This is a genomic window from Saccharothrix algeriensis (genome assembly GCF_016907655.1).
Lineage (GTDB): Bacteria > Actinomycetota > Actinomycetes > Mycobacteriales > Pseudonocardiaceae > Actinosynnema > Actinosynnema algeriense.
Genome location: NZ_JAFBCL010000001.1, coordinates 1,227,939 through 1,253,861 on the forward strand (window position 1 = coordinate 1,227,939; position 25,923 = coordinate 1,253,861).

Below are 25,923 nucleotides of genomic sequence, written 5' to 3' on the forward strand. Positions count from 1 at the left end.
CGGGCGGTGGATCGTTAACCGCCCGCCGGCAGCCGCGGTCGCGGATCGCCCCGCGCCGGCCGAGATCGTGGTCACCGCGCGGATAACGGCGGGACCGCTATCCCGATGTACCGGGCAACGGGAAGGGGTCGTGATGGACCACGTCATTCTGACGCGCTTCAACCTGCCGTCCGTCGGTGCCGAGAGCATCGTGCGGGCGCGGGAGGGGTGGTTGACCGAGCGCGTCGGGCTGTTCGAGCGGTACTGCCTGCCCTCCGTGCGCGCGCAGACCTCCCCCGACTTCCGGTGGCTGATCTACTTCGACCCGGAGAGCCCGGAGTGGCTCAAGGACCGCATCCGCGAGCACGGCGACGCGTACACGCCGGTGTTCCGCGAGCAGGTCAGCCGCGCCGAGCTGGTCGAGGACATCGCGAAGCTGTTCCCCACCAGGGGCGACGGGCTGATCACCACGAACCTGGACAACGACGACGGCCTGGCCGCCGACTTCGTGGCGCGCCTGCAGGCCGTGCCGCCGACCGGCCGCCGCACCGCCCTGTACTTGGCCAACGGGTTGGTCAAGAGCCCCGGCGGGCTGTTCGCCCACCACGACCGGGACAACGCCTTCGCGTCCCTGCGGGAGGGCTGGGACGCGCCGGTCACCTGCTGGGTCGACTGGCACAACCGGCTGCACCGGCACGCCGAGGTCGTGTCGCTGGGCGGCGCGCCGGGCTGGCTCCAGGTCGTCCACGGCCGCAACGTGAGCAACCGCACGCGCGGCCGGCTGGTCTCGCCCGCGCCGCACCGCCCGCTGTTCGGCGCGGCCCTGGACGACGTGCCCGAGCCGGACGCCCGCGTGCTGGTCCGCGACCGGTTCGTGGGGCGCCCGCTGCGGGCCGCCCGCGACGGCGCGCGGCAGGTGGCCAAGACCACGGCGATGCGGGTGCTGGGGCCGGCCGGCTTCGAGAAGGCCAAGAAGGTCATCGCCGCGCGCGGCCGGGTGAAGTCGCCGAGGTGAACACCGCCCGCGCTCGTCTGATCGCCGCCGCCGCCGCCGCGGTCCTCGCCGCCGCGGCCTGCACCGCGGAGGCCGGCCCGCCGCCGACCACCCCACCGCCGCCGCCCGCGCCCGCGGTCGACTACTACAAGAAGTGGGCGAACGGCCCGAACCCGACCGGCGACCCGGCGGTCTTCCCGGTCAACGTGTGGATGCAGGACCCGTCCTCGGTGGAGAACGGCCGCAAGATCGGCTCGGTGTACCCGGAGATCGGCATCGACTTCGGCCTCGGGCTGTGGGAGGACGAGTGGTGGTACCTCCGGCGGGAAGGTCTGCTGGAGACCGGCTGGCGCGCCTACGCCGACGCCAAGCGCGTCGACGACGTCCTCGCGGACACCGCGCACGCGCGCAACTACGTCGGGTACCTGATCGCCGACGAGCCCGACATGAACAAGGTCTACGGCGACGTGTTCCACCCGGACATGCAGCCCTCGGCCATCCTCGCGAAAGCCGACCGGACGCGCGCCAAGGACCCGTCGCGCCCGACCTACCTCAACTTCGGCGTGTGGATGGGGACGCCGGGCGGTGGTGTCGGCTACGGCTACATCGAGAAGTCCTACGAGGAGGACATGCGGACCTACTGCGCGGCGGCGGACATCGCTTCGGCGGACTACTACGGGTGGACGCACCCGGACCGCGGTGACCGGGTCGGCGCGTTCAGCTACGGCGAGGTCATCGACACCATGCGCAAGTGGTGCGGGCCGGACAAGCCGATCTACGGGTTCGTCGAGACCGGGCACCCGCACACGCACGGCGAGACCATCACCCCCGACCAACTCGAAGCCGCCGTGTGGAACACGATCCTGCACGGCGCCACGGGCATCAACTACTTCGCGCACAGCTTCTACACCGAGGGGCGCGGCGAGTACTCCAGCGTCCTCACGCGCCCGGAGATCACCGAGCGGGTCAAGGCGGTGAACGCGCGGCTGAAGTCGCTCGCGCCCGTGTTGAACGCCGCGAACCTGCCCGGCGTTTCGGCCAGGAGCGGCAACGACATCCCGGTCTCGGTGCTGCACAAGGAAACCTCGGGCGCCAGGTGGGTGATCGCCCAGACCGACGGCGACACCCGCAACCCGCGCAGCGGCGCGGCACGCGTGGAGATCACCGTGCCGGTGGAGTCCGGCACCGCGACCGTCGTGGACGAGAACCGAACCGTGCCCATCGAGAACGGCAGGATCGTGGACGACTTCGGCCCGTACCAGGTCCACGTATACCGATTCTGAACACCCACCCGTCACCCACCTCCACCCCCCACTGCCGGCTTCCGCCTTGGCTCATGGCTCCAGGTCCGCAGCGGCTTGCAGCTCCAGGTCCGCGGCACACCCCGTGCAGACCGGTGCCTTCGTGTTCTCCCCGTATGGCCTGCCCGGAGGGCTACCATGCTTTCTTGGGGGGTGCAAGCACGCTTTTCGCTTGCACCCCCCAAGAAAGCATGGTCGTCTTTGACAGGCCATGCGGGGAGAACACGACCGCTCTTGCTCTTCCTCCTCCTTGGCGGCCTGCCTGTCCGGCGAGGACTCTTTTAATCCCTTCAGCTTCGTGCTCTACCGCACCAATGAGATCGGTACAGCACCAAATCTCACCCGGATCGGTGCGCGACACAAGTATGAAGAGCGGCCGAGAGGCCCCCAAGGAGGAGGAAAAAGCAAGAGCGGTCGTGTTCTCCTCCCCGCACGGCCTGCCGGAGGCAATCATGCCGAGCAGGGGGTGTCAAGCGGTGAAGCGTGCTTGACACCCCCTGCTCGGCATGATCGGGCTGCGCCCAGGCCGTACGGGGAGGAGAACACGAAGCGACTGGTGTGTGCACGAGGTGCAGCACCGCTTCGTGCAAAGCGCACTAGGGTGCGGCACGGCTGCGTGCAAAGCGCGAGAAGTGCGCCAGCCTGGCCCTCAGCCCTTCGGCACCAGGCCCTTGTCGCCCTCCGCATAGCGGTTCCCGCACTCCGGGCACGTCAGCTCGGCGTCCAGCCGCTGCCCGCAAGAGCACACCCACCCCTTGTGCCGAGCGGGGTTGCCGGCGACGAAGGAGTGCGCGGGGACGTCCTTGGTGACCACGGAGCCGGCCGCGGCGAACGCGTGCTCCCCGATCTCCACCCCGCACACCACGACCGTCCCCGCCCCGAGCGAAGCACCCCGCCGGACCACGGTGGACAGCAGCTCGTCCCCGGTGCGGCGGATCGCCGCGCGCGGGCGCAGGTCGTTGGTGAACAGCACGTTGGGGCCGAGGAAGACCTCGTCCTCGCACACGACGCCGTCGAAGACCAGGGTGCCGTTCTTCACGGTCACCCGGTCGCCCAGCACCGCTTTGCCCTCGACGAAAGCGTTGTCGCAGATGTTGCAGTCCCGCCCCACGCGAGCACCGGGCAGCACGTGGGCGAAAGCCCACACCCGCGTGCCGTCGCCGACGTCGTCGCTCTCGCACAACCCCTTGGGGTGGACGAAGACGCTCATCGCACGGCCTCCGCCAACGCCGCCACGACCCGCTCCTGCTGCCCGGCGGTGATCTCCGGGAACAGCGGCAGCGACAGGATCTCCCCCGCGATCGCCTCGGTGACCGGGAAGTCGCCGGGCGCGTGGCCCAGCGAGTCGAACGCGCCGGTCAGGTGCACGGGCGTCGGGTAGTGGATGCCCGCGCCGACACCGGCCTCGTGCAGGGCGGCCAGCACGCGGTCGCGCTCGGGCACGCGCACCACGTACAGGTGCCACACCGGGAGGTTGCCCTCCAGCACCACGGGCAGCGTCACCCCGGGCACCGCAGCCAGCAGCGCCGAGTACCGCTCGGCCGCGGCGCGGCGGCGCTCATTCCACGCCTCCAGGCGGCGCAGCTTCGCCGACAGCACCACGGCCTGCAACGTGTCCAACCGGCTGTTGAAGCCCAGCACGGTGTGCTCGTACTTGCGCGGCGAGCCGTGCTCCCGCAGCAGCCGCACCGCCGACGCCAGCTCGTCGGAGACGGTCAGCACGGCGCCGCCGTCGCCGTACGCGCCGAGGTTCTTGCCGGGGTAGAAGCTGGTCGCCGCGATGTCGCCGAGACCGCCGACGGCCACGCCGTGCCGCCGCGCGCCCTGCGCCTGCGCCGCGTCCTCGACCACGGGGACGCCGAAGGCGCGCAACCGCTCCACCGGGGCCGCCTGCCCGTACAGGTGCACCGGCAGGATCGCCTTGGTGCGCGGGGTCAGCGCGCCGGGCACCTGGTCGACGTCGATGAGGCCGGTGTCGGCGACGCAGTCCACCAGCACGGGTGTCGCGCCGGTCCGCGCCACGGCCTCGGCGGTGGCGATGAACGTGTTGGCGGGCAGCACGCACTCGTCGCCGGGCCCGACCTCCAGCGCCCGCAGCGCCAGCTCGATGGCGTCGGTGCCGTTGCCGACGCCGACGCAGTGCGGCACCTCCTGGTAGGCGGCGAACTCGGCCTCGAACTCGGCCACCTGCCTGCCACCGATGAACGCCGTGGTCTTGAGCACCTGCGCCCAGCCCTCGGCTACCTCGTCGGCGACCTGCTCGTGCTGCGCACGCAGGTCCACCAGCGGGATGTCGATCACGAACCGTTCCCCTCTCGCAGCCGCCGGGCGGGGACTCCCGCCCAGACCTCACCCGCGGGCACGTCCGAGAGCACCACCGAGCCCATGCCCACGACCGCGCCCGCACCGATCGACACGCCTTCCCGCACCGCCGAGCCCTGGCCGAGGTAGGCGCTCTCGCCGACCCGGACCGCGCCGCCCAGCGACGCGCGGCCGGCGAAGGTCACCCCGTCGCCGACCTCGTCGTCGTGGGTCACCAGCACGTGGGGCATGGCGACCACGTGCGCCCCCAAGCGCAGCGGCGTCGTCACCACCACCCCGGCCAGCAGGACCGTTCCCGGCCCCAGGACGGCCCCTGGCGGCACGCAGGCCGCCGGGTGCGCCACGGTGGCCCACCGCTCGTCCGGCAGCCCCAGCCGCCGCACCACGCCCAGCCGGGCCGACGGCCGGCGCGCGCTGGCGACGCACACCAGCACGGCCGCGTCGGGCCGGTCGTGCACCAGCTCCGACCCGCCCAGCACGGGCAGGCCGTCCAGGTCAGCGCCGTGCCGGCCCGGGTCGTCGTCCAGCGCCCCCACGGGTTCCCACTCCGCCGGCAGGAGCCGGACGGCGGCGAGCACCTCGCGCGCCAGCCCTCCCCCGCCGACCAGCAGCAGCGGCCGTGGTGCCATCGCCCATCCCCTCGAAGCGCGCCGGTTGTGCCCGGCCGGTGGTTCAGCCGGTCGTGAAGACGACGTCGACCCAGTAGTGGTTGCCCTGGTAGCTGTCGGTCGGGAACCCGCTGCCGACCCGGTACAGGCCGTTCGGGGCGCCCTCCGCGGTGGCCGGCGCGGTCAGCGGCGGCGAAGTCGCGGTGTAGCCCGCGAAGTAGCCGTGGTTCACCGAGTAGTGGCCGTGAGGCGCGGTGTAGGACGCGACGTACGTCGTGCCCGCCGTCACCTGGAGCGGCGCGTCGAACGTCAGCGTCTGCCAGCCGCTCGCCGTCTCGCCGCCGAACGTGCCGGTCCTGAGCGGCGCGCCGTCGGCCGACCAGATCGTGCCGGTGTGGGTGCCGGTGTTCCCGCTGCCCTTGTGGAACTTCACGCCGGTGATCCGGCCGTCGGTCGACGGCGTGAACCGCACGCCCAGCTCGTACGCGCCGCCGTCGTCCGCCGACGGCACCGTGGGCACCGTCGCCGCGCTGACCAGCGAGCACGGGCACGTCTGGCTGGTGGACGCGGTGAACGACCACGTCAGCGGCGTCGCCATGATGTTGCCGCCGGTGTCGGCCGCGCGCACGGTCACCGTGTACCTGGTCGACGCCGCCAGCGGGGCGGCCGGCGTCCAGATCACCGTCTGCTGGTCCGCCGAGCGGGTCAGCGCGCCGTCGAGCTTCGCGCCGCCGGTGTCGCTGACCGAGAACTGCGTGTTGGTCAGGTCGATCGGCTCGTCGAAGCTCGCGGTCACCTGGCCGGTGAGCGGGACGTCCACCGCGTCGGTCAGCGGGGTGTGGCCGGAGCTGACCGGCGCGGTCGTGTCGCTGTTGGGCGTGTAGACGACGTCGACCCAGTAGTTGTTGCCCTGGTGGGACATCGTCGGGAAACCGCCGCCGGGCTGGAACACGCCGTTGGGGCTGCCGTCACCGGTCTGCGGCGCGGTCAGCGGCGGCGCGTTCACCCCGGTGGCCTGGAAGTAGCCGTTGTCGATGGCGTAGCGCCCGTTGGGCGTGTAGTACGACGCCGTGTACACCAGGCCGGGCGCCACCGTGACCGGGGTGTCGAACGTCAGCGTCTGCCACCCGTTCGCCGTCTCACCGGTGAACGTCCCGGTCGCCAGGCGGACACCCGCCGAGGACCACAGCGAGCCGGTGTGCGTGCCGGTGTTGCCCTCGCCCTTGTAGAACTTCACGCCGGTGATCCGACCGCTCCGCGTCGGGCTGAACCGCACGCCCAGCTCGTACGCGCCGTTGTCGTCGGCGGAGGTCACCGTCGGCGTGGTCGCCGTGCTGAACAGCGAGCACGGGCAGGACGCGGTGGTGGACGTGGTGAACGACCAGGTGGCCGCCGAGGGCATCGCGTTGCCGTTGACGTCGGCGAGCAGGGCGCTGGCCGTGTAGCGGGTGTTGGGCTTCAGCGGGCCGTCCGGCGTCCACAGCACGGTCTTCTGGTCGCCGGAGAGCGACACCGTGCCGCGCAGCTTCGCGCCGCCCGGGTCGGACAGCCAGACCTGCGTGGAGGCCGGGTCCATCGGCTCGGAGAACGCCAGCGACAGCGAGGAGTTCAGCCCGACGTTCGTCGCGTCCGGCCCCGGCGTGCGGGACTCCAGCGTCGGCGGCGTGGTGTCGCCGTTGAGCCCGTTGCGGTAGACGGCGTCGACCCAGTAGTTCGCCGCGTTGAACGACGTCGTGGGGAACCCGCCGCCGGCGCCGTAGCGGTAGACGCCGTTCGGGCCGTCGACGCCGTTGGCCAGCGCGCGCATCGCGCCGTAGCTCGCGCCCTGGCCGTCGAAGTAGCCGGGCGTCACGGAGTAGTGGCCGTTGGGCGCGTAGTACGACACCACGTAGGTGGTGTTGGCCTGGACGACCACCGGGGAGGCGAAGGTCAGGGTCTGCCAGCCGCTCGCGGACTCGCCGCTGAACGTGCCGGTGCCCAGCAGCAGGCCGCCGGCCGACCACAGGGAGCCCTTGTGCGTCCCGGTGTTGCCCGCGCCCTTGTAGAACCGGACGCCGAGCACCTCGCCCTTGCCGTTGAAGCGGACCTTCGTGCCGACCTCCACCGGGGTGGCGTCGTCCGCGCTCGGCGTGGCCGGCGAGGCGAAGTCGTCCCAGATCGTGCACGGGCAGGACGCCGGGCGGTCGGCCCCGGTGGTGAAGGTCCAGCTGTGCTGCGCGGTCTGGTTGCCCGCGGCGTCCTTGGCCCTGATGCTCGCCGTGTACGTCGTCGCGGGGGACAGCGCGGAGCCCGGGGTGAACTGCGCGGTCTTGCCGTTGCCGGTCACCGAGGTGGCGCCCGCCACGGACCCGCCGGGACCGGTCAGCGTGAACTGCGCGGTGCCCGGGTTCAGGGCCTCGTCGTAGGTGGCGGTCAGCGTCGGGTTCAGCCCCACGCTGGCGGCGTCGGACAGCGGGTTGGTGGCCACCAGCTCCGGCGCGCGGGTGTCGGGACCGGGGTCCGGCGCCCACATCACGTCGACCCAGTAGTTGCTGTCCTGCGAGCTGCGGTCGGGGAAGCCCGGCCCGGAGCGGAACACGCCGTTGGCCCCGTGCACGCCGGTCTGGAGCGCGGTCAGCGGCTCCAGGTAGCGGGAGCTGCGGCTGAAGTACTCGGTGTCGACCGAGAAGTGCCCGGTCGGCGACAGGTAGGACACGACGTAGGTGGTGTTGCCCGACACCGCGACCGGCACCGGGAACAGCATGGTCTGCCAGCCCGACGCGGTCTCGTTGACGAACGTGCCGGTGGCCAGCTGCAGGCCGTCGGCGCTCCACAGGGTGCCGGTGTGCGTGCCGGTGTTGCCGGGGCCCTTGTAGAACCGCACGCCGCGGACGTAGCCGTCGGTGTTGGCCCGCCACTTCACGCCCAGCTCCAGCGCGGAGCCGTCGAGCATGTCCGGCGTCTTCGGGGTGTCGTTGTCGGTCCACATCCCGCACGGGCAGGTGCGGGCCGCGACGCCCGGCGACGCGGTGACCGGGGTGGACAGGTTCAGCGAGTCGTCGACCGCGCGCACCCGCAGCTGCGCGGGGCCGGATGCGGGCGGCGTGTAGGTGTAGCTCCACGCGGTCTGCCCCGCCTGCCACACCGCCGGGTGCCAGCGCACGCCGCCGTCGGTGGAGACCTCGACCCCGGTCACCTGGCCGGCGTCGGTCACCGAGCCGGAGAACGTGTAGGGCTGGCCGACCTTCGAGATCGCCGGGACGTTGGTGTAGGCCACGGTCGGCGGCGTGGTGTCGGTGGACGCGGTCGCCTGCACCAGGCCGGGCATCAGGGTGGTGGCCTGGACGCCCATGTCGGCCAGGAGGTTCACCGTCGCCTGCTGCATCCGGATGTCGGAGGTCGGGGTGTTGGTGAGGAACGCGTGCTCGTCGTCCAGGCCCCACGCCCACTGCACCGTGCCCGCGCCGAACACCAGCGACCCGGAGGGGTGCTTGTAGTAGGTGATGGCGTGGGTCTTGGTGTCGGGCGTGTAGTAGTCGCCGTGGTTCTGCAGCACGTACGGGCCGTCGAGCATGGCGACCGTCGTGCGGGAGAACTGGCCGACGCCGGCGGGCTGGTACCCGTTGTCCTCCACGGTGTTCCACTCGTAGCCGAGCGTGCCGGGCTGGAACGTGTAGGTGGTGCCGGGAGCCATGTCCTGCAACGGGGTGTGCCGCCACAGCCGCATCTTGCCGTAGGCGGCCGGGACCTGCAGCGAGTCGTCGCGGCGGCCGTTGACGGTGAAGATGTTGCCCAGCAGGGCGTTCTCCGGCCGGCCGCCGTCCTGCGGCGGGCTGTAGCGCGGGTCGCGCCAGGTGCCGGTCCAGTCGTCCAGGTTGTCGTTCTGGGTGCCCTTGGTCTCCTTGTAGCAGGCGAGCGTGCGCCAGTCGGTTTCCGAGGAGTCGATGCTCTTCTCCCAGCGGGTCTTCCAGAAGATCTCGTTGCCGGTCAGGAACGCCAGGTGCACGCCCGCCTCCCGGGCGGCCTCCACGTTGGCGCGCTGCTCGTTCGACCAGTACTCGTCGTGGCCGACGGCCATGAACACCTGGTGGTTCTTGATCAGGTGCCCGCGCCGGGCGCTGTCGACGTCGGTGGTGTAGCTCAGGTCGTAGCCGTTGCGCTCCAGGAACCGCAGCATCGGGTACTCGGCGTTGAAGATGAAGTTCTCGTCGCCGTCGCCGCCGGTGTAGGGGCGGTTGTAGCTGACCTTGTAAGCCTGCCCGCCCTGGCCGGGGCCGTCACCGAAGTACAGCGAGTTCCCGCCGTAGCGGTTGTAGGCCACCCACGTCGAGTCCGAGGTCTGGAACAGGATCTTGGACTTGCTGGTGTCGTCGCGGACGACGAACACGATCTCGTTCTTGAGGTCGTTGTCGTGCCGGGTCACGCGGGCGTAGTAGATGCCCGAGACGGCGTCCGCGGGCACGTCCCAGGTGACCGACACCGCCCAGTTGCCGCAGTCGATGAGCGCGCTGGGCGTGTCGCGCAGGCACGGCGGCTGGTTCTGCGGTGTGGTGCGGGACACCGAGCCGACCTGCCGCGCGCCGACGCCGCCGTACCAACCGAGCCGGAAGATGTCGAGGGTGTAGGCGGAGGCGTTGGTCAGCATCTTGAACGCCACCTGGCCGCCGGGGGTGGTGCTGATGTCGGTGGTGTAGCCCAGGATGGAGTCGTCGCGCGACGAGACCTGCCAGTCCGGCGTCCCCGGCTTGCTGTTCTCGCACAGCACCTGGTTGACCACCGGGGCGTCGCACGGCGCCGCGTTCGCGACCGTCGCGGTGAGGAGCACGAGGGGGGTGACGCAGCCGGTCACCATCAGCACAGCGCACAAAGCCCTGACAAGACGTCCAACCGGCGACGCCATCGACCACTCATCTCCTCGAACGCACGTTCCGCGGTGCGGTCGCCGCTACTGCGCGCAGGGCAACCTCGTTGCTCCGGACGTCGGTGTGAAACGTGAAACCGTTACTACACCGTCGGTCTCGATTGGATGACGACCCGGAGCGGTCGCCGTCCGGCCCGGCCGGGCCCCGGCGGCGGGGACCCGGGTGGCCGGGCCGTGCCCCCGACCACCCGGGTCCCCGCCGCCGGCCGCTAGGCGGTGGCGGCGTTCAGCGCGGCGACCACCTCGTCCTGCTCCTCGTCGGTCAGGCCGACGAAGTGGGGCAGCAGGATGTGGTCGGCGGCCACCCGCTCCGTCACCGGCAGCGACGGGGTGGCCTCGCCCGCGTGGTACACGGGCTCCAGGTGGCACGCGGTGATGCGCCGGGTGGCGACACCGCGCTGCGCCATGGAGTTCATCACGTCGACGCGGGCGTGGTCCTTCAACCGCACCAGGTACGACTGGTAGACGTGCCCGAACCCGGCCGGCTCGTGCGGCAGGACCAGCGACCCGTTGCCCGCCAGCAGCTCGTCGTAGCGGGCGGCCAGGGCGCGGCGGGTCTTGATGACGTGGTCCAGCTTGCCCAGCTGCACGATGCCGACCGCGGCGGCCACGTCGGTCATCTTGTAGTTGAAGCCGACCTCGTCGTAGCTCTCCGAGATGACCGCGGTCGACGTGTGCCGGGCCAGCGTCGAGATCGAGGCCGCGTGGGCGCGCAGCGCCCTCATCCGCGCCGCCAGCTCGGCGTCGTCGGTGGTGACCACGCCGCCCTCGCCGGTGGTGAGGATCTTGCGCGCGTCGAAGGAGAACACCGTGACGTCGCTGATGGTGCCCAGCCGCACGCCGTCGATGGTCGCGCCGTAGGCGGGCGCGGCGTCCTCGACCAGGCGCAGGCCGTGCCGGTCGGCGATCTCGCGCAGCGCGTGCAGGTCGGCGGGCAGGCCGATCTGCGAGGCGGGCAGGATCGCCTTGGTGCGCGGCGTGATCAGCTGCTCGACGTGCGCCGGGTCGATGTTGTAGGTGCGCTCGTCGATCTCGGCGAACACCGGCGTGGCCCCGGTGTAGCGGATCGCGTTCGGCGTCGCGATGAAGGTGAACGAGGGGCAGATCACCTCGTCGCCCTCGCCGACGCCCAGCGCGGCCAGCGCCAGGTGCAGGCCGGTGGTGGCGCTGTTGACCGCCACCGCGTGCCGCGCGCCGACCTGCTCGGCGACCAGCTCCTCGAACTTCGCCGCGCGGGGGCCGACCGACAGCCACCCGGACAGCACCGCCTCGGCGGCGGCGTCGGCTTCCTCCTGGCCGACGTACAGGCGGGTGATGGGGATCATGCCTCGGCTCCTTGCAGCTTCCGGTCGGCGGCGGCCTTGGCCGTCTCGTCCCGCCACCACGCGACGAGTTCGGTCAGACCTTCGTGGAGGGACACGCGGGCCTCGAAGCCCAGCTTCTCCTGGGCGGCCTCGGTGCTCGCCAGCCGGCGGGGCACCGCGTTGACCTTGCGCTCCGGGCCGTGCTCGGGCTTGAGGTCCGGGCGCCCCATGACCTCCAGCAGCGCGTCGGCCAGCTGCGCGAGGCTGGTCTCCGCGCCCGAGGCCACGTTGAACACCTCGTCGGTGACGTCGGACTTGGCCGCCAGCACGTTGGCGCGGGCGATGTCGGAGATGTAGACGAAGTCCATGGTCTGGCTGCCGTCGCCGAGGATCAGCGGCGGGGTGCCGGCGGCGATGCGCTCCATCCAGCGCACCAGGACCTCGGTGTAGACGCCGAAGACGTCCATGCGCGGGCCGTACACGTTGAAGTAGCGCAGGGCCACGTAGTCCAGGCCGTACATCTCGTTGAAGCTGCGCAGCAGGCCCTCGTTGTAGACCTTCGCCGCGCCGTAGAGGGTGCGGTTGGCGTAGGCGTGGTGGTCCTCCCCGGTCGGGAACACCTCGGCCAGGCCGTACACCGAGGCCGACGAGGCGGCGACCACCTTGGTCACGTTCGCCCGCACCGCGGCCTCCAGCACGTTGAACGTGCCGGTGGCCAGCACGTCGTGCGCCAGCCGGGGCTCCTCGGCGCACTGCGTGATGCGGATGGCCGCCTGGTGGAACACCAGGTCCACGCCGTCCATGGTGGACTCGACGGTCTCGGCGTCGCGCAGGTCGCCCTCCACGAACCGCACCGCGCCGGCGGCCAGCGGGCCGGCCAGGTTCTCCAGCCGGCCGCGCACCAGGTTGTCCAGCACGACGATCTCGGCGACGCCCTCGTCGAGCAGCTGGTCGGCGATGGTCGAGCCGATCAGGCCCGCACCGCCGGTGATCAGGACACGTGCGTCACGCAGGTTCACGCTGTCTCTCCGTAGTGGAAGGCCGGGTTGGCCAGGTAGGTCGTCAGGCTGGGGTTCGAGCTGTCCTTGGCGGACAGGATCGGGTTCTCCACCGGCCACGGCACGTTGACGTCCGGGTCGTCCCACGCGAGCAGACCCTCGGCCGCCGGGTTGTGGAAGCCGGTCGTCTTGTACTGCACCTCGGCCACGTCGGACAGCACGGCGAAGCCGTGCGCGAACTCCGGGCCCATCAGCAGCTGGGTGCGGTTGTCCGCGGACAGCTCGATGCCGAACCACCTGCCGAACGTCGGCGAGCCGGCGCGCAGGTCGACCACCACGTCCCAGATCGCGCCGACCGTGCAGCGGACCAGGCGGTGCTGCGGGGCCAGGCCGTTCTGGAAGTGGAAGCCGCGCAGCACCCCCTTGCCGGATCGGGAGTGGTTGTCCTGCACGAAGTCCAGGTGGAGGCCGTGCTGCTCCCAACGGCGCTTGCTGTAGGACTCGAAGAAGAAACCCCGCTCGTCCTCGAACCACTCCGGCTGGACGACGAACACGCCCTCGATCTCGGTCGGCGTGACCGTCATGTCCATGCCCTGCTTCGGGGCCGCTACCCCTGTCATGCAACCGCCTCTTCCAACTCGGCCGGACCCACGTCCCGCACTGTCACGTACTCGCCGCCGGCGGCCAGGCTCGCCGACGCGGCTTCCAGGATGGACAACACCCGCAGGCCCGACCAGCCGTCGGTCAGCGGCGCCCGCTTCTCGGTGATGGCCGCCGCGAACTCCGCCATGACGCCGCGCAGCGCCTCGCGCTCGGGCAGCGCCGGCGCGACCGTGTCGCCGCGGCGGTAGGAGATGATCGCCTGCGTGCGCTCCTCGTCGCCCTCGATGACGTCCGCGCCCCGGTCGTGCACCGAGAGTCGCTGGACGACGTTCAGGTCGTCCCACACCACGGTGCGGCGCGAGCCGCCCACGATCATGGTGCGGATCTTGGTCGGGGACAGCCAGTTCACGTGCACGTGGGCCAGCACGCCGTCGGACAGCTCCAGCGCCAGGTGGCCGATGCACGCGCGGCCCGCGCCGATCGGGTCCGAGCCGTGCGCCGAGACCCGCGCCACCCGCACGCCGTCGGGCAGGATCGCGTCGAAGATCGACAGGTCGTGCGGCGCGAGGTCCCACAGGACGTCCACGTCCGGCTGCACGAGGCCGAGGTTGACCCGCACCGAGTCCAGGTACTGCAGGGTGCCGATCTCGCCGCCGCGCACCAGCTCCCGCAGGTGCTGCACGGTCGGGGTGTAGACGAAGGTGTGGTCGAGCATCAGCGCCAGGCCGCGCGCGTCCGCCTCCCGCACCAGCTCCAGGCCCTCGGCGTAGTCGGCCGCGAGCGGCTTCTCCACCAGCACGTGCTTGCCGGCGCGCAGCGCGGCCAGGGCGACCGGCAGGTGGGTGGCGGCGGGCGTGGCGATCGCGACGGCGTCCACGGCGGGGTCGGCGAGCACGTCGTCCAGCGAGCCGGAGACCCGCACGGTCGAGTAGTCGCCGAGCACCCGGCGGGCGCGCTCGGTGTCCAGGTCGCACAGGTAGCGCAGCTTCAGGCCGGGTGTCGCCTGGGCGTTGCGGACCAGGTTCGGTCCCCAGTACCCGGCGCCGACGACGGCGAGGCCGATCGGCTGGTCCATCTCCATCTCCTTGTCGCCGCCTCCGCGCGGAGACGGTTCTGGGCGGGTCATCAGTAGGCCCCCTGACCGCCGAACACGGCCCGGATCGTCTTCCAGAGGATCAGCGCGTCCAGCGCCAGCGACCAGTCCTCGACGTAGCGCAGGTCCAGCCGGACGGACTCCTCCCACGACAGGTCGCTGCGCCCGGAGACCTGCCACAGGCCGGTGAGGCCGGGCTTGACCAGCAGGCGGCGGCGCACGTCGGGCGCGTACCGCGCGCTCTCCTCCGGCAGCGGCGGTCGCGGCCCGACCAGCGACATCGACCCGGCGAGCACGTTGAACAGCTGGGGCAGCTCGTCGAGCGAGTAGCGGCGCAGCACCCGGCCGACGGCGGTCACCCGCGGGTCGCGCCGCATCTTGAACAGCACGCCCGCGCCCTCGTTCACCTGCTCCAGCTTCGCCCGCAGCGCGTCGGCGTTGGTCACCATGGTGCGGAACTTGAGGATGGTGAACGGGACGCCGTCCTTGCCGACGCGGCGCTGCTTGTAGAGCACCGGCCCCCTGGTGTCGACCAGGATCGCCACCGCGCACGCGAGCAGCACCGGCGCCAGCAGGGCGACCAGCAGCAGCGACCCGACCTTGTCCACCAGGGCCTTGACCACCCGGCGGAACCCGGTGAACGACGGTTCGGTGACCCGCAGCAGCGGCATCCCCAGCACGCCGGTCACGTGCAGCCGCGGGCCGGCGAAGTCCATCAGGGCGGGCGCGACGACCATCTCCGCGCCGGTGCCCTCCAGGTCCCAGGCCAGCTGCTGCAGCCGCCGGGGCGTCCAGTAGGCGTCCGGCGTGACGGCCACGATCCGGTAGCCGCCCCGGCGCACCTGCTCGGCCAGCTCGCCGAAGCGGCCCACCACGGGGATGCCGTCGAGCTCGACGCCGACCTGCGCCCGACCGTCCACGGTGCACACCGCATCGACCCGCCACCCGAGGTGCGGCGCGCGGCGGGTGCGCCCGATCAGGTCCTTGACGGTGTCCACGTTGCCCGCGGCGAGCACCGGCAGCAGGCACCTGCCCTCGCCGCGCGCCCGGTGCAGGGGCCTGCGCAGCGCGTAGCGGACCGGGAACGCCACCAGCGCGATCGCCGGTCCGACCAGGAACACCCACAGCCGCGCGCCGGGCATCCCGGCGGCCAGCGCGCCCAGCCCCAGCGCGACGACCGAGCCGAACAGGCCGCGGCCGAGCCGGCGGAACTCCTCCGCGCCCTGGCCGAGCACCGCGGTGTTCCAGACCCGGTTGAGGAACAGGGAGGCCAGGACGATGCCGACCGTCACCGTCTCCAGGCCGATCAGCGACAGCGGGCCGAACGTGACGTGCTTGGCCGACAGCACCGCGCCCGCGAGCACCACCACCAGCACGGTGCAGACGACGTCGGCGGCGATGACGCCGTACCGGTAGGCGGGCTCCCAGCCGCCGACCGTGGGCTGGGTGGTGCGGTTGGGCGTGGTCACCCCCGCGACCGGTCTGCGGCGCGTGGGTTGGACCTGCTCGCTCATCGCTGTGCTCCCCCGGGTTGGTCCGGTTCGGACGTGCAACATCGCAGGGCATCCCCGACTGGACCCGCGCGTGGTGTGTTCCGGCAAATGTGCGGTCGGCGTTTTCACCGCCTCGGCAAACCGTCATTCGTCGCGCCGGGCCGAGGCGTTACACGGACAGTGAACAGCATCCCCGGAGGGGTTTCCGCAGGACCCTCCACCGGGCACTGACGAGCACCACGACGTGACGACCGGTCACCGGATCGGTGGTTGCGAAATGGCCTCGGCCGGTCCTCCGCGGACCGGTCCACAGTGGCCCGCGGGCGGGGCGCGCACGAGCGGGCAGAACCATCGAATGTGGAACGCCCCGCGTTACACCCGTCGGAGAACCGACGCCGAACGGTGCCGAAAAATCCCCGGGGCCACCCCTGGAAGGCCCGGTGGTGGCACCGCGAAGTCACCCATTCACAGGAGGGGAGCAGCTATTCGGCGCAACGTTCCGGATGCCTCCCGTCACAGCGGCACAAATGCGACCGCGGCCCCGGCGGGAATCGGTGACCTACTTCACTGCGGGCCGGCGGCGCCCGCGGTGGCGGGCCGCGACGGGCCGGCAGCGCACCGCGAGGGACCGGCCCCGCGCCGGTGCGGCCCGACGCCGGCGCACGCGGCGTGACCGAGGCCACGCCGCCGGGATCCCACGCCGCGGGGTGCGCCGGGGGCCACCGCCTCAGGGGCGGTGGGCGACCAGGCGGGCCTTCTCCGCGCCGACCGCGATCACGTCGCCGTCGTGCAGCTGCGCGCCCCGGCGCTCCTCGACCCGGCCGTTGACGGTGACCTCGCCGTCCTCCACCAGCTCCCGGGCGTGCGCGCCGTTCTCCGCCAGCCCCGCCAGCTTGAGGAACTGGCCGAGCCTGATCATGTCGTCGGAGATCTCCACCTCGCGGATGCGCATCGCACCATCATCGCGCACCCCGTCGCGCGCGACCGCCCGCGCGGCCGGCCCCGGCCCGGTCCGGTCCCGCGCGACCGCCGAGCGCAGCTCGCCGAACACCTCGGCCAGGTCCGCCAGCCGGTAGTGGGCGTTGAGCCCGCTGGGGTTGGGCAGCACCCACAGCCGGGAACCGGCGATCGGCTCCGGCTGGGGGCCGACGCGGGCGTGGCGGCGGTCGAAGGCGGTGCGGTAGGCGGTGATGCCGACCACCGCGACGACCCGGGGCCGGTAGGCCGCCGCCAGCTCCGCCAGGCGGACGCCGCCCGCGCGCAGCTCCTGCGCCGTCAGCTCGTCGGCCCGCGCGGTGGGGCGGGCGGCCAGGTTGGTGATGCCCAGGCCGTGGTCGAGCAGTTCGTCCTGCTCGTCGGGCCGCAGCAGCCGGGGCGTGAAGCCGGACAGGTGCAGCGCCGGCCAGAACCGGTTGCCCGGCCGCGCGAAGTGCTGCCCCCGGGCCGCGGAGAGCAGCCCCGGGTTGATGCCGCAGAACAGCACGTCCAGGTCCGGCCCGATCACGTCGGAGACGGTCACGCGACCACCACCGGGACGCCGCCGATGAGCGGTGCGCGGCGGTGGGCGGGTGATCCGGTCATACCCCCGACCTTATTCACCCCGGCGCGCCGGCGCCGCACGCGTGCGGCCGGGGCGCGGACGCCTCGCCGGTCCGCGGCCGGGCGGCGACCGGCGCTCCGGCGGGAGCGCCGGTCGTCATCCGGCGGCCCTACCGGGTGGGTGGCTGCCCCTGGTCGTCGTCGCGCCCGCCGGGTGGCTGCCCCTGGCCGTCGCCGGGCGGCTGCCGCCGGTTGCCGTCCTGGCCGCGGCCGGCGCGGACGTCGCCCTCCACGATGGTGCGAGCGGCGCCGTCGTCGTCGGAGACGAGCATGACGGTGTCGCCCTCGTCGAGGTCGTCGACGCCCTGCCCGCCGTTGACCGCGGTGTCGTCGGTGATCGTGTAGGTCCTGGTGAAGCCGTCGGTGCTCTTGAGCGTGATGGAGGAGTCGCCGACCTCGGTGATCTCGCCGTTCTGGAACCGGCCGTGCGCGGTGCCGCCGAACGGGCCGGGGCCGATCAGCGCCATGCCCGGCCCGCCCCGGCCGTACCCGCGCGGGCCGTCCACGCCCATCCGGGCCGCGTCGGAGTTGCCCGCGGCGTAGATGACCCCTCCGCCCACGGCGGCGATGCCGACGGCGACCGCGACCGCGGCGATGGTCTTGCGGCCGGACCAGCGCGGTCCGGGAGCAGCGGCCTGCGGCGGCGGCGCCTCGCCCCAGGTCGGGTTCTCGGTTTCGGTAGTCATGGCGACCAAGGTGTCCACGAACCCTGTGCGCGGGCTGTGCGACCGTTGGGCACGCGCTGTGCGTCACCCGCCCGCCGCCCGAGCGGCCGGGTCCGTTCACAGGTGGTACACAGGATCGGCACAGGGCGGGCTCAAGGGAGGACCTCACAATGGGGCCATGCGCGCGGTGACCTCCTCCGAACTCCGCCGGCCCGACGGGAGCCCGGTCCGGGTCCTCGTCGTGGACGACGAGCCCACCCTGGCCGAGCTGATGTCCATGGCGCTGCGGATGGAGAAGTGGGAGGTCCGCACCGCGCTGGACGGCACGTCGGCCGTGCGGGCCGCGCGGGGGTTCCGGCCCGACGCGGTGGTGCTGGACGTGATGCTGCCCGACTTCGACGGGCTGGAGGTGCTGCGGCGGCTGCGGGCCGACGCGCCCGCGCTGCCCGTGCTGTTCCTGACGGCCAAGGACGCCGTGGAGGACCGCATCGCCGGGCTGACCGCCGGCGGCGACGACTACGTGACCAAGCCGTTCAGCCTGGAGGAGGTCGTGCTGCGGCTGCGCGGGCTGCTGCGGCGCACCGGGGTGACCGAGGCGTCGGCCGGCGCCGAGCTGGTCGTCGGCGACCTGGTGCTGGACGAGGAGACCCGCGAGGTGCGCCGCGGCGAGCGGTCGGTCGAGCTGACGGCCACCGAGTTCGAGCTGCTGCGGTTCCTGATGCGCAACCCGAGGCGGGTGCTGAGCAAGGCGCAGATCCTGGACCGCGTGTGGAGCTACGACTTCGGCGGCCAGGCGAACATCGTCGAGCTGTACATCTCCTACCTGCGCAAGAAGATCGACGCGGGCCACCCGCCGATGATCCACACGATGCGGGGCGCGGGCTATGTCCTCAAGCCCGCACCCTAGGCGCTGGTCGCTGCGCACCCGGCTGATCGTCGAGCAGGTGGTGCTGATCGCGCTGGTGTGCGCGGCCATCGGCGTGGTCAGCGTGTTCGCCCTGCGGGAGTTCCTGGTCGACCGGGTCGACCGGCAGCTGGTCGAGACCACCGAGCAGGTGGTGCGCAGCGTGCCCCCGATGCGCGCCGCGCCGCCGCGCAACCCGCTCGACCGGCCGGGGTTCGGCGCCGGCACGCTGGTCGTGCTCATCCGGCCGGACGGCATCGACGGCGCGCGGGTGCGGTCCACCGGCGACGGCCCGGAGGACCTGCCGGTGGGCGAGCTGTCGGCGCTCGGGTCGGTGCCGCCCGACGGCCGCCCGCGCACCGTGCTCGTCAGCGACGGGCTGGGCGACTACCGCGTGATCGCCGTGCGGGTGCCGGGCGGCACCGTGGTGGTCACCGGCCTGTCGCTGGGCGAGGCCGACGACACCGTGCTGCGGACCGGGTTCATCGTCGGCGGGGTGGCGCTGGCCGGGCTGATCGCGGTGAGCCTGGCGGGCGCGCTGATCATCCGCCGGGCGCTGCGACCGCTGGAGCGCGTCGCCGCCACGGCCGGCCGGGTGGCGGAACTGCCGCTGCACCAGGGGAAGGTGGCCCTGGCCGAGCGGGTGCCGGAGCAGGACACCGACCCCGACACCGAGGTCGGGCAGGTCGGGCAGGCGCTCAACCGGATGCTCGACCACGTCGGCAGCGCGCTGGACGCCCGGTACGCCAGCGAGACCCGCGTGCGGCAGTTCGTCGCCGATGCCAGCCACGAGCTGCGCACCCCGCTGGCGGCGATCCGCGGTTACGCCGAGCTGACCCGCCGGAGCGCCGACGAGGTGCCGCCGCAGGTCGGCCACGCCCTGCGGCGGGTGGAGTCCGAGGCGGTGCGGATGACCTCGCTGGTGGAGGACCTGCTGCTGCTGGCCCGGTTGGACGCGGGGCGCCCGCCGGCGCGCGACCCGGTCGACCTGTCGCTCGCGGTCGTGGACGGGGTGAGCGACGCGCGGATCGCCGGGCCCGACCACGACTGGCGGCTGGAGCTGCCGCCGGAGCCGGTCGTGGTGCGCGGCGACGGGCACAAGCTCCAGCAGGTGCTGGCCAACCTGCTGTCCAACGCCCGCACCCACACCCCGCCCGGCACGACCGTGACGACGGCGCTGCGCCCCACCGGCGGCGGCGTGGAGCTGACCGTCGCCGACGACGGGCCGGGGATCCCGGCCGGGCTCCAGCCCGAGGTGTTCGAGCGGTTCGCGCGCGGCGACACCTCGCGGTCGCGGGCCGCCGGCAGCACCGGGCTCGGCCTGGCCATCGTCGCGGCGGTCGTCGCGGCGCACGGCGGCGAGGTCTCCGTCGACAGCCGGCCGGGCCGCACGGTGTTCACCGTGCGGCTGCCCGGCTGACCCGGCGACGCCGGCCGCGACCGCACAGCCGCCGCACAGGAAGGGCACAAGCCCCACCCAGCCGCCGCCACCACGCTCGGGGCCATGCGAGCGCGACTACCCCTGTTGCTGTTGCTGGCCGGGACGGCGGTGCTGTACCTGTGGCGCCTGGGCGACTCCGGATGGGCCAACGCCTACTACTCGGCCGCCGCGCAGGCCGGCGCGACGAGCTGGAAGGCGTGGTTCTTCGGCGCCACGGACGCGGCCGGCTCGATCACCGTCGACAAGGCGCCGGCCGCCACGTGGGTGATGGGCCTGTCCGCCCGGCTGTTCGGCGTCAACGCCTGGAGCATCCTGGTCCCCCAGGCCCTGATGGGCGTGGCGAGCGTCGGGCTGCTGCACGCCACCGTGAAGCGCACGGCGGGCGAGGCCGCCGGGCTGATCGCCGGCGCGGTGCTGGCGCTGACCCCGGTCGCGGTGCTGATGTTCCGGTTCAACAACCCGGACGCGCTGATGGTCCTGCTGCTCGTGGCGGGCGCGTACTGCGCGGTGCGGGCGACGGAGCGGGCCTCGTGGCGGTGGCCGGCGCTGGCCGGCGTCGCCGTCGGGTTCGCGTTCCTGGCCAAGATGCTCCAGGCGTTCCTGGTGCTGCCCGCGTTCGCCCTGGTGTACCTGGTGGCCGCGCCCGCGCCGGTCGCGCGCAAGCTCGGCCACCTCGGGATCGCGCTGGGCGCGGTGGTCGTGGCCGGCGGCTGGTGGGTGCTGGCGGTGGAGCTGACGCCGGCCGCCTCCCGCCCGCACGTCGGCGGCTCGCAGGGCAACAGCGTGCTGGAACTCGCCCTGGGCTACAACGGCCTGGGCCGGCTCACCGGCGACGAGGTCGGCAGCGTCGGCGGTGGCCTCGGCTGGGGCACGACCGGCTGGAACCGGTTGCTGGGCCCGGAGATGGGCGACCAGATCGCGTGGCTGCTGCCGACCGCGCTGGTGCTGCTGGTGGCGGGGGCCTGGGCGGGCGACCGCCGGCGGCGCGCGGGCCTGGTGCTGTGGGGCGGGTGGTTGGTGGTCACCGGCGTGGTGTTCAGCTTCATGAACGGGATCATCCACTCCTACTACACGGTGGCGCTCGCGCCGGCGATCGGCGCGATCACCGGCATCGGCGCGGTCGCGCTGTGGCGCAGGCGGCAGGAACCCGTCGCGGCGGCGGCGCTGGCCGGCGCGGCGGCCGTCACCGCCCTCCAGTGCCACCTGCTGCTGCTGGGCTGGTCGACCGGGTTGGCCACCGCGGTCCTCGTCCTGGGCCTGTTGGCCGCGGTGGGCCTGTTCCTGTCGGCGGTCGCACCGCCGGCCGCGGTGGTGCCGGTCGCCGCGGTGGCGGCGCTGCTGGGGCCGGGCGCGTACTCCGTCGCCACGGCCGCGACACCGCACTCGGGCGCGCTGCCCAGCGCCGGACCGGGCGCCGGCACGGCCGGCGTGGTGGTCGTCGGGCCGGGTGGCGGGCGCGCCGGCGGCGGCCTGCTCTCCGCGCCGACGCCCGGACCCGAACTGGTCGCGCTGCTGCGCTCCGACGCCGACCGCTTCCGGTGGGCCGCGGCGGCGGTCGGGTCGAACAACGCGGCGGGCCACCAGCTCGGCAGCGGCGTGCCGGTGATGGCCGTGGGCGGGTTCAACGGCACCGATCCCGCGCCCACGCTGGAGCAGTTCCAGCAGTACGTCCTCAGTGGACAGGTCCACTACTTCGTCGGCGGCGCCGGGATGCCCGCCGAGACCGGCAGCGACGCGGCAGAGCGGATCGGGGCGTGGGTGCAGGACACCTTCGAGGCCGTCACGGTGGACGGCGTCGCGGTCCACGACCTCACAGCGGGGGCACAGCGATGACACACCGGGCGCCCAGCGACGCTCCCGAACCTGGCGGCATGACACTCGCGACGCTCACGACGACCCCCGTGCTCGACGTGGTGGTCCCGGTCCACAACGAGGAGCGCGACCTCGCACCGTGCGTGCGCGCGCTGCACGCCGACCTGAGCCGGACCTTCCCGTACCGGTTCCGCATCACGATCGCCGACAACGCCAGCACCGACGGCACCCTGGCGGTCGCCGAGGAGCTGGCGGCCGAGTTCGACGACGTGGTCGCGGTCCACCTGGACCGCAAGGGCCGCGGCCGGGCGCTGGCCGCCGCGTGGTCGTCCTCCGACGCGGCGGTGCTGGCGTACATGGACGTCGACCTGTCCACGGACCTGGCCGCGCTCGCACCGCTGGTCGCACCGCTGATCTCGGGCCACTCCGACGTGGCCATCGGCAGCCGGCTCGCCCGCGGCGCGCGGGTCGTGCGCGGGCCGAAGCGGGAATTCATCTCGCGCTGCTACAACCTGATCCTGCGCGGCGCGCTGGCCGCCCGGTTCTCCGACGCCCAGTGCGGCTTCAAGGCGATCCGCGCGGACGTGGCCCACCGGCTGCTGCCGCACGTGGAGGACACCGGCTGGTTCTTCGACACCGAGCTGCTGGTGCTGGCCGAGCGGGCGGGCGCGCGCATCCACGAGGTCCCCGTCGACTGGGTGGACGACCCGGACAGCCGGGTCGACCTCGTGGCCACCGCGGTCGCCGACCTCAGGGGCGTGGCGCGGGTCGCGCGCGGCCTGCTCACCGGGCGCACCCCGATCGCCGAGCTGCGCGCGCAGCTGGGCAGGCGGCCCCTGGAGCCCGACCAGCCCGGTGTGCCCAGGGGGCTGTTCCGCCAGCTGGTCCGGTTCGCCGCCGTCGGCGTCGCCAGCACGCTCGCCTACCTGCTGCTGTTCGTGCTGCTGCGCGGCGGGCTGGGCGCGCAGGGCGCGAACCTGGTGGCGCTGCTGGTGACCGCGGTCGCCAACACCGCCGCCAACCGCCGCTTCACCTTCGGCGTGCGCGGCCTGCGCGGCGCGGGCCGCCACCAGTTCGAGGGGCTGCTCGTGTTCGCCCTGGGCCTGGCGCTCACCAGCGGCTCGCTCGCCGCGCTGCACCACTTCTCCGCGCCCGGCGGCCCCGCCGAACTGGCCGCCGTCGTCGGCGCGAACCTGCTCGCCACCGTCCTGCGGTTCCTGTTGCTGCGCAACTGGGTCTTCCGCGGCCGTCCCCTGGAGCCCACCTCATGACCGCCACCCTCGCGGCGCCCTCGCCCGCACCCACCGCGCCGCGCGCCCGGCGCGGCCGACCGTCACCGGCGCTGGTCGCGCTGCTGGCGGGCACGGCCGCGCTGTACCTGTGGAACCTCACCGACTCCGGCTGGGGCAACAGCTACTACGCCGCCGCCACCCAGGCCGGCGCGCAGAGCTGGACGGCGTGGCTGTTCGGCGGCCTGGACGCGGGCGGCGTGATCACCGTCGACAAACCGCCCGCCGCGCTGTGGGTCAGCGGGCTGTTCGCCCGGGTGCTCGGGTTCTCCAGCTGGGCGGTCCTGGCGCCGCAGGCGATCGAGGGCGTGCTCGCGGTGTGGTTGTTGCACGCCACCGTGAAGCGCACCTCCGGCCCGGTGGCCGGGCTGCTGGCGGGCGCGGCGCTGGCGCTGACCCCGGTGGCGGTGCTGGTGTTCCGGTTCAACCTGCCCGACGCCCTGCTGGTGCTGCTGATGGTCGCGGGCGCCTACTGCACGGTGCGGGCGCTGGAGAAGGCGTCGTGGAAGTGGCTGGCACTGGCCGGCGTCGCGGTCGGGTTCGCCTTCCTGGCCAAGATGGGGCAAGCCTTCCTGGTGCTGCCCGCGTTCGCCGTGGCCTACCTGGTGGCCGCGCCGACCGCGCTGGGCAGGCGGCTGCTGCACCTGCTGGGCGCGGCCGGCGCGGTCGTCGTGTCGGCCGGGTGGTTCATCGCGCTGGTCGAGCTGTGGCCGGCGGGGTCGCGGCCCTACGTCGGCGGCTCGTCGAACGACTCGCTGTGGCAACTGGCCGTGGGCTACAACGGGCTCGGCCGGATCTTCGGCGGCTCGCGCGGCGGCGTGGTGGTCGGCGACGGCGGCGGGAACCTCGGCTTCGGCGGCGAGGCGGGCATCGGGCGGCTGTTCGGGGCGAGCATGGGCGCGGAGGTCTCGTGGCTGCTGCCCGCGGCGATCGCGGGCCTCGTGGCCGGGCTGTGGTTCACCCGCCGCGCGCCGCGCACCGACCGCACGCGGGCCGCGCTGCTGCTGTGGGGCTCGTGGGTCCTGGTCAACGGGGTCGTGTTCAGCTTCATGAGCGGCATCACGCACCCGTACTACACGGTGGCCGTCGCGCCGGGCGTGGCCGCGATCGTCGCGATCGCCGGCCGGGAGATGTGGCGGGGGCGGGCGCACCCGCCGGTCCGCGCGTCGCTGGCGGTGCTGGTCGCCGCGGCGGGCTTCTGGGGTTTCGCCCTGCTCGACCGGTACCCCGACTGGGCGCCGGCGATCCGGTGGGCGGTCCTGGCGCTGACCGTCGCCGTCGCCACGGCCGTCGTCATGGGCGTCCGGCGCCTGGCCGCGGTCGCCGCGGTCACCGCCCTGCTGCCCTCGGCCGCGTTCGGCGTCGCGACCGCCGGCGCGACGCACGCCGGGTCCATCCCGATGTCCGGCCCGGCCGAGTACACCTCGGACGCCGGCGGCGCGGTGCGGGCGCCCGGCGCCGGCGACGGCGCTCCGGACGAGGTGGCCGACCTGCTCCGGGCCACCACCGGCACGTGGGCCGCGGCGACGGTGAGCGCCCAGGCCGCGGCGGAGCTGTCGCTGGCCAGCGGCAAGGCCGTCATCGGCATCGGCGGGTGGAGCGGCGGCGACCCCGCGCCGACGCTGGAGGAATTCCAGCGGTACGTGGCGGAGGGCCGGATCGGCTACTTCGTGTCCGGCGGGCGGGCGGGCGGACCGGGCGGCGGCGACAGCGACATCTCCGCGTGGGTCGCGGAGGAGTACCCGGCCACGACGGTCGGCGACCGGACCGTCTACCGGCTCAGCTAGCGCGTTCGGCCTCGACGGCGCGGTGGTCGCGGACGTCCGCGACCACCGCGCCCGGCTGGGCAGCACCGGTCCACGAGCGGTAGAGGATGGCCGCCGCGTACGGCACCAGGTCCCGGCCGCGCCGCCACAGCCACGGGACGCCCTTGAACACCAGCCACCCCGCGTGGTGCAGCGGGGTGACGCGGATGCCGCCGGTGCACTCCAGGCTCACCGGCCGGACGACCGCGCACCCCTGCTCGGCCAAGCGGTCCGCGAACGCCCGCGCCAGCCTCCGGTGCCCCAGCTCCGACGGGTGCAGCCGGTCCACCGCCCAGGTCCGCAGGCAGTACGCGCCCTCCATCAGGTCCAGGTCGACGCACCCGACGCGGTGCCGCCGCACCACGGCGTCGATCACCCGGTTCAGCTCCCCGATCCGCGCCGTCAGCGCCCGCCGCAGCGCGCCCGGCAGCCGGAACACCCGGCCGTGGTCGTGGAACCGCACCGTCACCACCGAGGCGCCGACGCCCACCAGCGCGCCGACGACCGCGTCCAGGTCCTCGTGCAGCCGGACCGGGTCGAAGTCCGAGCGCAGCGCGTCGTTCATGCCCACCAGCAGCACGGCGGCGTCCGGGCGGGCCCGCAGCGCCGCCGGCAGCTGCTCGTACCGGACCGACGCCACCCGCGCGCCGGTGAACGACGGGTTCAGGTAGCGCGCACCCGGGAAGGACGCCGCCAGCAGCGGGCCGACGCCCCGCCACCCGCCGCGGACCGGGTCGCCCACCCCGACCGTCGTCGAATCACCCAGGACCACCAGGCTGCGCACTTGTCCGGGCACCTCTCCGGGCACCGCTC

The 25,923-nt window shown here is 73.4% G+C and carries 19 protein-coding genes and 1 pseudogene; 7 read left to right on the forward strand and 13 right to left on the reverse strand.

Translation table 11 applies throughout. The features are described 5' to 3' along the window. Positions 1-133: 133 nt before the first annotated feature. A complete protein-coding gene (locus JOE68_RS05200) occupies positions 134-994 on the forward strand; it encodes a glycosyltransferase (protein ID WP_204841199.1) in 861 nt (286 codons plus the stop codon). Then, on the forward strand, positions 991-2,256 hold the full coding sequence (locus JOE68_RS05205; RefSeq protein WP_204841200.1) for a hypothetical protein: 1,266 nt from the start codon (positions 991-993) through the stop codon (positions 2,254-2,256). Before JOE68_RS05200 ends, JOE68_RS05205 begins: the two co-directional genes overlap by 4 nt. Before the next feature lie 667 nt (positions 2,257-2,923). Here JOE68_RS05205 and JOE68_RS05210 read toward each other — a convergent pair. The 12 genes and pseudogenes from JOE68_RS05210 to JOE68_RS05265 all read right to left on the reverse strand — a co-directional run bounded on the left by JOE68_RS05210 (position 2,924) and on the right by JOE68_RS05265 (position 17,880). Beyond that, positions 2,924-3,484 carry an acyltransferase gene (locus JOE68_RS05210; protein ID WP_204841201.1) on the reverse strand — a complete coding sequence of 187 codons (561 nt, stop codon included), beginning with the start codon at positions 3,482-3,484 and terminating at the stop codon, positions 2,924-2,926. Further along, the gene (locus JOE68_RS05215; protein ID WP_204845936.1) at positions 3,481-4,572 is read right to left on the reverse strand and encodes a DegT/DnrJ/EryC1/StrS family aminotransferase; all 1,092 of its coding nucleotides are present in this window, start codon (positions 4,570-4,572) and stop codon (positions 3,481-3,483) included. Before JOE68_RS05215 ends, JOE68_RS05210 begins: the two co-directional genes overlap by 4 nt. Then, entirely contained in the window at positions 4,572-5,225 is a 654-nt protein-coding gene (locus JOE68_RS05220) for a NeuD/PglB/VioB family sugar acetyltransferase (RefSeq protein WP_204841202.1), read from the reverse strand. Before JOE68_RS05220 ends, JOE68_RS05215 begins: the two co-directional genes overlap by 1 nt. 43 nt (positions 5,226-5,268) lie before the next feature. Beyond that, the gene (locus tag JOE68_RS05225) at positions 5,269-10,035 is read right to left on the reverse strand and encodes a DUF4082 domain-containing protein (RefSeq protein WP_239562138.1); all 4,767 of its coding nucleotides are present in this window, start codon (positions 10,033-10,035) and stop codon (positions 5,269-5,271) included. Positions 10,036-10,313: 278 nt separating this feature from the next. Beyond that, positions 10,314-11,429 carry a DegT/DnrJ/EryC1/StrS family aminotransferase gene (locus JOE68_RS05230; RefSeq protein ID WP_204841204.1) on the reverse strand — a complete coding sequence of 372 codons (1,116 nt, stop codon included), beginning with the start codon at positions 11,427-11,429 and terminating at the stop codon, positions 10,314-10,316. After that, positions 11,426-12,427 (reverse strand): NAD-dependent epimerase/dehydratase family protein, encoded by a 1,002-nt coding sequence (locus tag JOE68_RS05235; RefSeq protein WP_204841205.1) that lies wholly within the window; start codon positions 12,425-12,427, stop codon positions 11,426-11,428. Before JOE68_RS05235 ends, JOE68_RS05230 begins: the two co-directional genes overlap by 4 nt. Further along, positions 12,424-13,026 carry a dTDP-4-dehydrorhamnose 3,5-epimerase gene (gene rfbC / locus JOE68_RS05240; protein WP_204841206.1) on the reverse strand — a complete coding sequence of 201 codons (603 nt, stop codon included), beginning with the start codon at positions 13,024-13,026 and terminating at the stop codon, positions 12,424-12,426. Before rfbC ends, JOE68_RS05235 begins: the two co-directional genes overlap by 4 nt. Next, positions 13,023-14,084 (reverse strand): Gfo/Idh/MocA family protein, encoded by a 1,062-nt coding sequence (locus JOE68_RS05245; protein ID WP_239562139.1) that lies wholly within the window; start codon positions 14,082-14,084, stop codon positions 13,023-13,025. Before JOE68_RS05245 ends, rfbC begins: the two co-directional genes overlap by 4 nt. A gap of 50 nt (positions 14,085-14,134) precedes the next feature. Beyond that, positions 14,135-15,616 carry a sugar transferase gene (locus tag JOE68_RS05250; protein WP_204841207.1) on the reverse strand — a complete coding sequence of 494 codons (1,482 nt, stop codon included), beginning with the start codon at positions 15,614-15,616 and terminating at the stop codon, positions 14,135-14,137. Between the two features lie 706 nt (positions 15,617-16,322). Beyond that, positions 16,323-16,547 (reverse strand): RNA-binding S4 domain-containing protein, encoded by a 225-nt coding sequence (locus JOE68_RS05255; RefSeq protein WP_204845938.1) that lies wholly within the window; start codon positions 16,545-16,547, stop codon positions 16,323-16,325. 72 nt (positions 16,548-16,619) lie between these two features. After that, positions 16,620-17,114, reverse strand: a pseudogene (gene mug / locus JOE68_RS05260) (G/U mismatch-specific DNA glycosylase); the annotation flags it as partial. Between the two features lie 190 nt (positions 17,115-17,304). Further along, positions 17,305-17,880, reverse strand: a complete 576-nt coding sequence (locus tag JOE68_RS05265) for a hypothetical protein (RefSeq protein ID WP_204841208.1) — start codon at positions 17,878-17,880, stop codon at positions 17,305-17,307. A 157-nt stretch (positions 17,881-18,037) separates the two neighbouring features. On the opposite strand from JOE68_RS05265, the gene JOE68_RS05270 reads away from it, so the two are divergent. The 5 genes from JOE68_RS05270 to JOE68_RS05290 all read left to right on the forward strand — a co-directional run bounded on the left by JOE68_RS05270 (position 18,038) and on the right by JOE68_RS05290 (position 25,092). Continuing rightward, positions 18,038-18,766, forward strand: a complete 729-nt coding sequence (locus tag JOE68_RS05270; protein WP_204841209.1) for a response regulator transcription factor — start codon at positions 18,038-18,040, stop codon at positions 18,764-18,766. Then, entirely contained in the window at positions 18,744-20,183 is a 1,440-nt protein-coding gene (locus JOE68_RS05275; RefSeq protein ID WP_204841210.1) for a sensor histidine kinase, read from the forward strand. Before JOE68_RS05270 ends, JOE68_RS05275 begins: the two co-directional genes overlap by 23 nt. A gap of 84 nt (positions 20,184-20,267) precedes the next feature. Further along, a complete protein-coding gene (locus tag JOE68_RS05280; protein ID WP_204841211.1) occupies positions 20,268-22,037 on the forward strand; it encodes an ArnT family glycosyltransferase in 1,770 nt (589 codons plus the stop codon). Beyond that, positions 22,034-23,287 (forward strand): bifunctional glycosyltransferase family 2/GtrA family protein, encoded by a 1,254-nt coding sequence (locus JOE68_RS05285; RefSeq protein ID WP_204841212.1) that lies wholly within the window; start codon positions 22,034-22,036, stop codon positions 23,285-23,287. Before JOE68_RS05280 ends, JOE68_RS05285 begins: the two co-directional genes overlap by 4 nt. After that, positions 23,284-25,092 (forward strand): glycosyltransferase family 39 protein, encoded by a 1,809-nt coding sequence (locus JOE68_RS05290; protein ID WP_204841213.1) that lies wholly within the window; start codon positions 23,284-23,286, stop codon positions 25,090-25,092. Before JOE68_RS05285 ends, JOE68_RS05290 begins: the two co-directional genes overlap by 4 nt. On the opposite strand, the gene JOE68_RS05295 is transcribed toward JOE68_RS05290, so the two are convergent. Beyond that, positions 25,085-25,894, reverse strand: coding sequence for an SGNH/GDSL hydrolase family protein (locus tag JOE68_RS05295; RefSeq protein ID WP_307819541.1), 810 nt, complete (start codon positions 25,892-25,894; stop codon positions 25,085-25,087). The two genes, JOE68_RS05290 and JOE68_RS05295, sit on opposite strands and share 8 nt — an antisense overlap. Positions 25,895-25,923 lie beyond the last annotated feature (29 nt).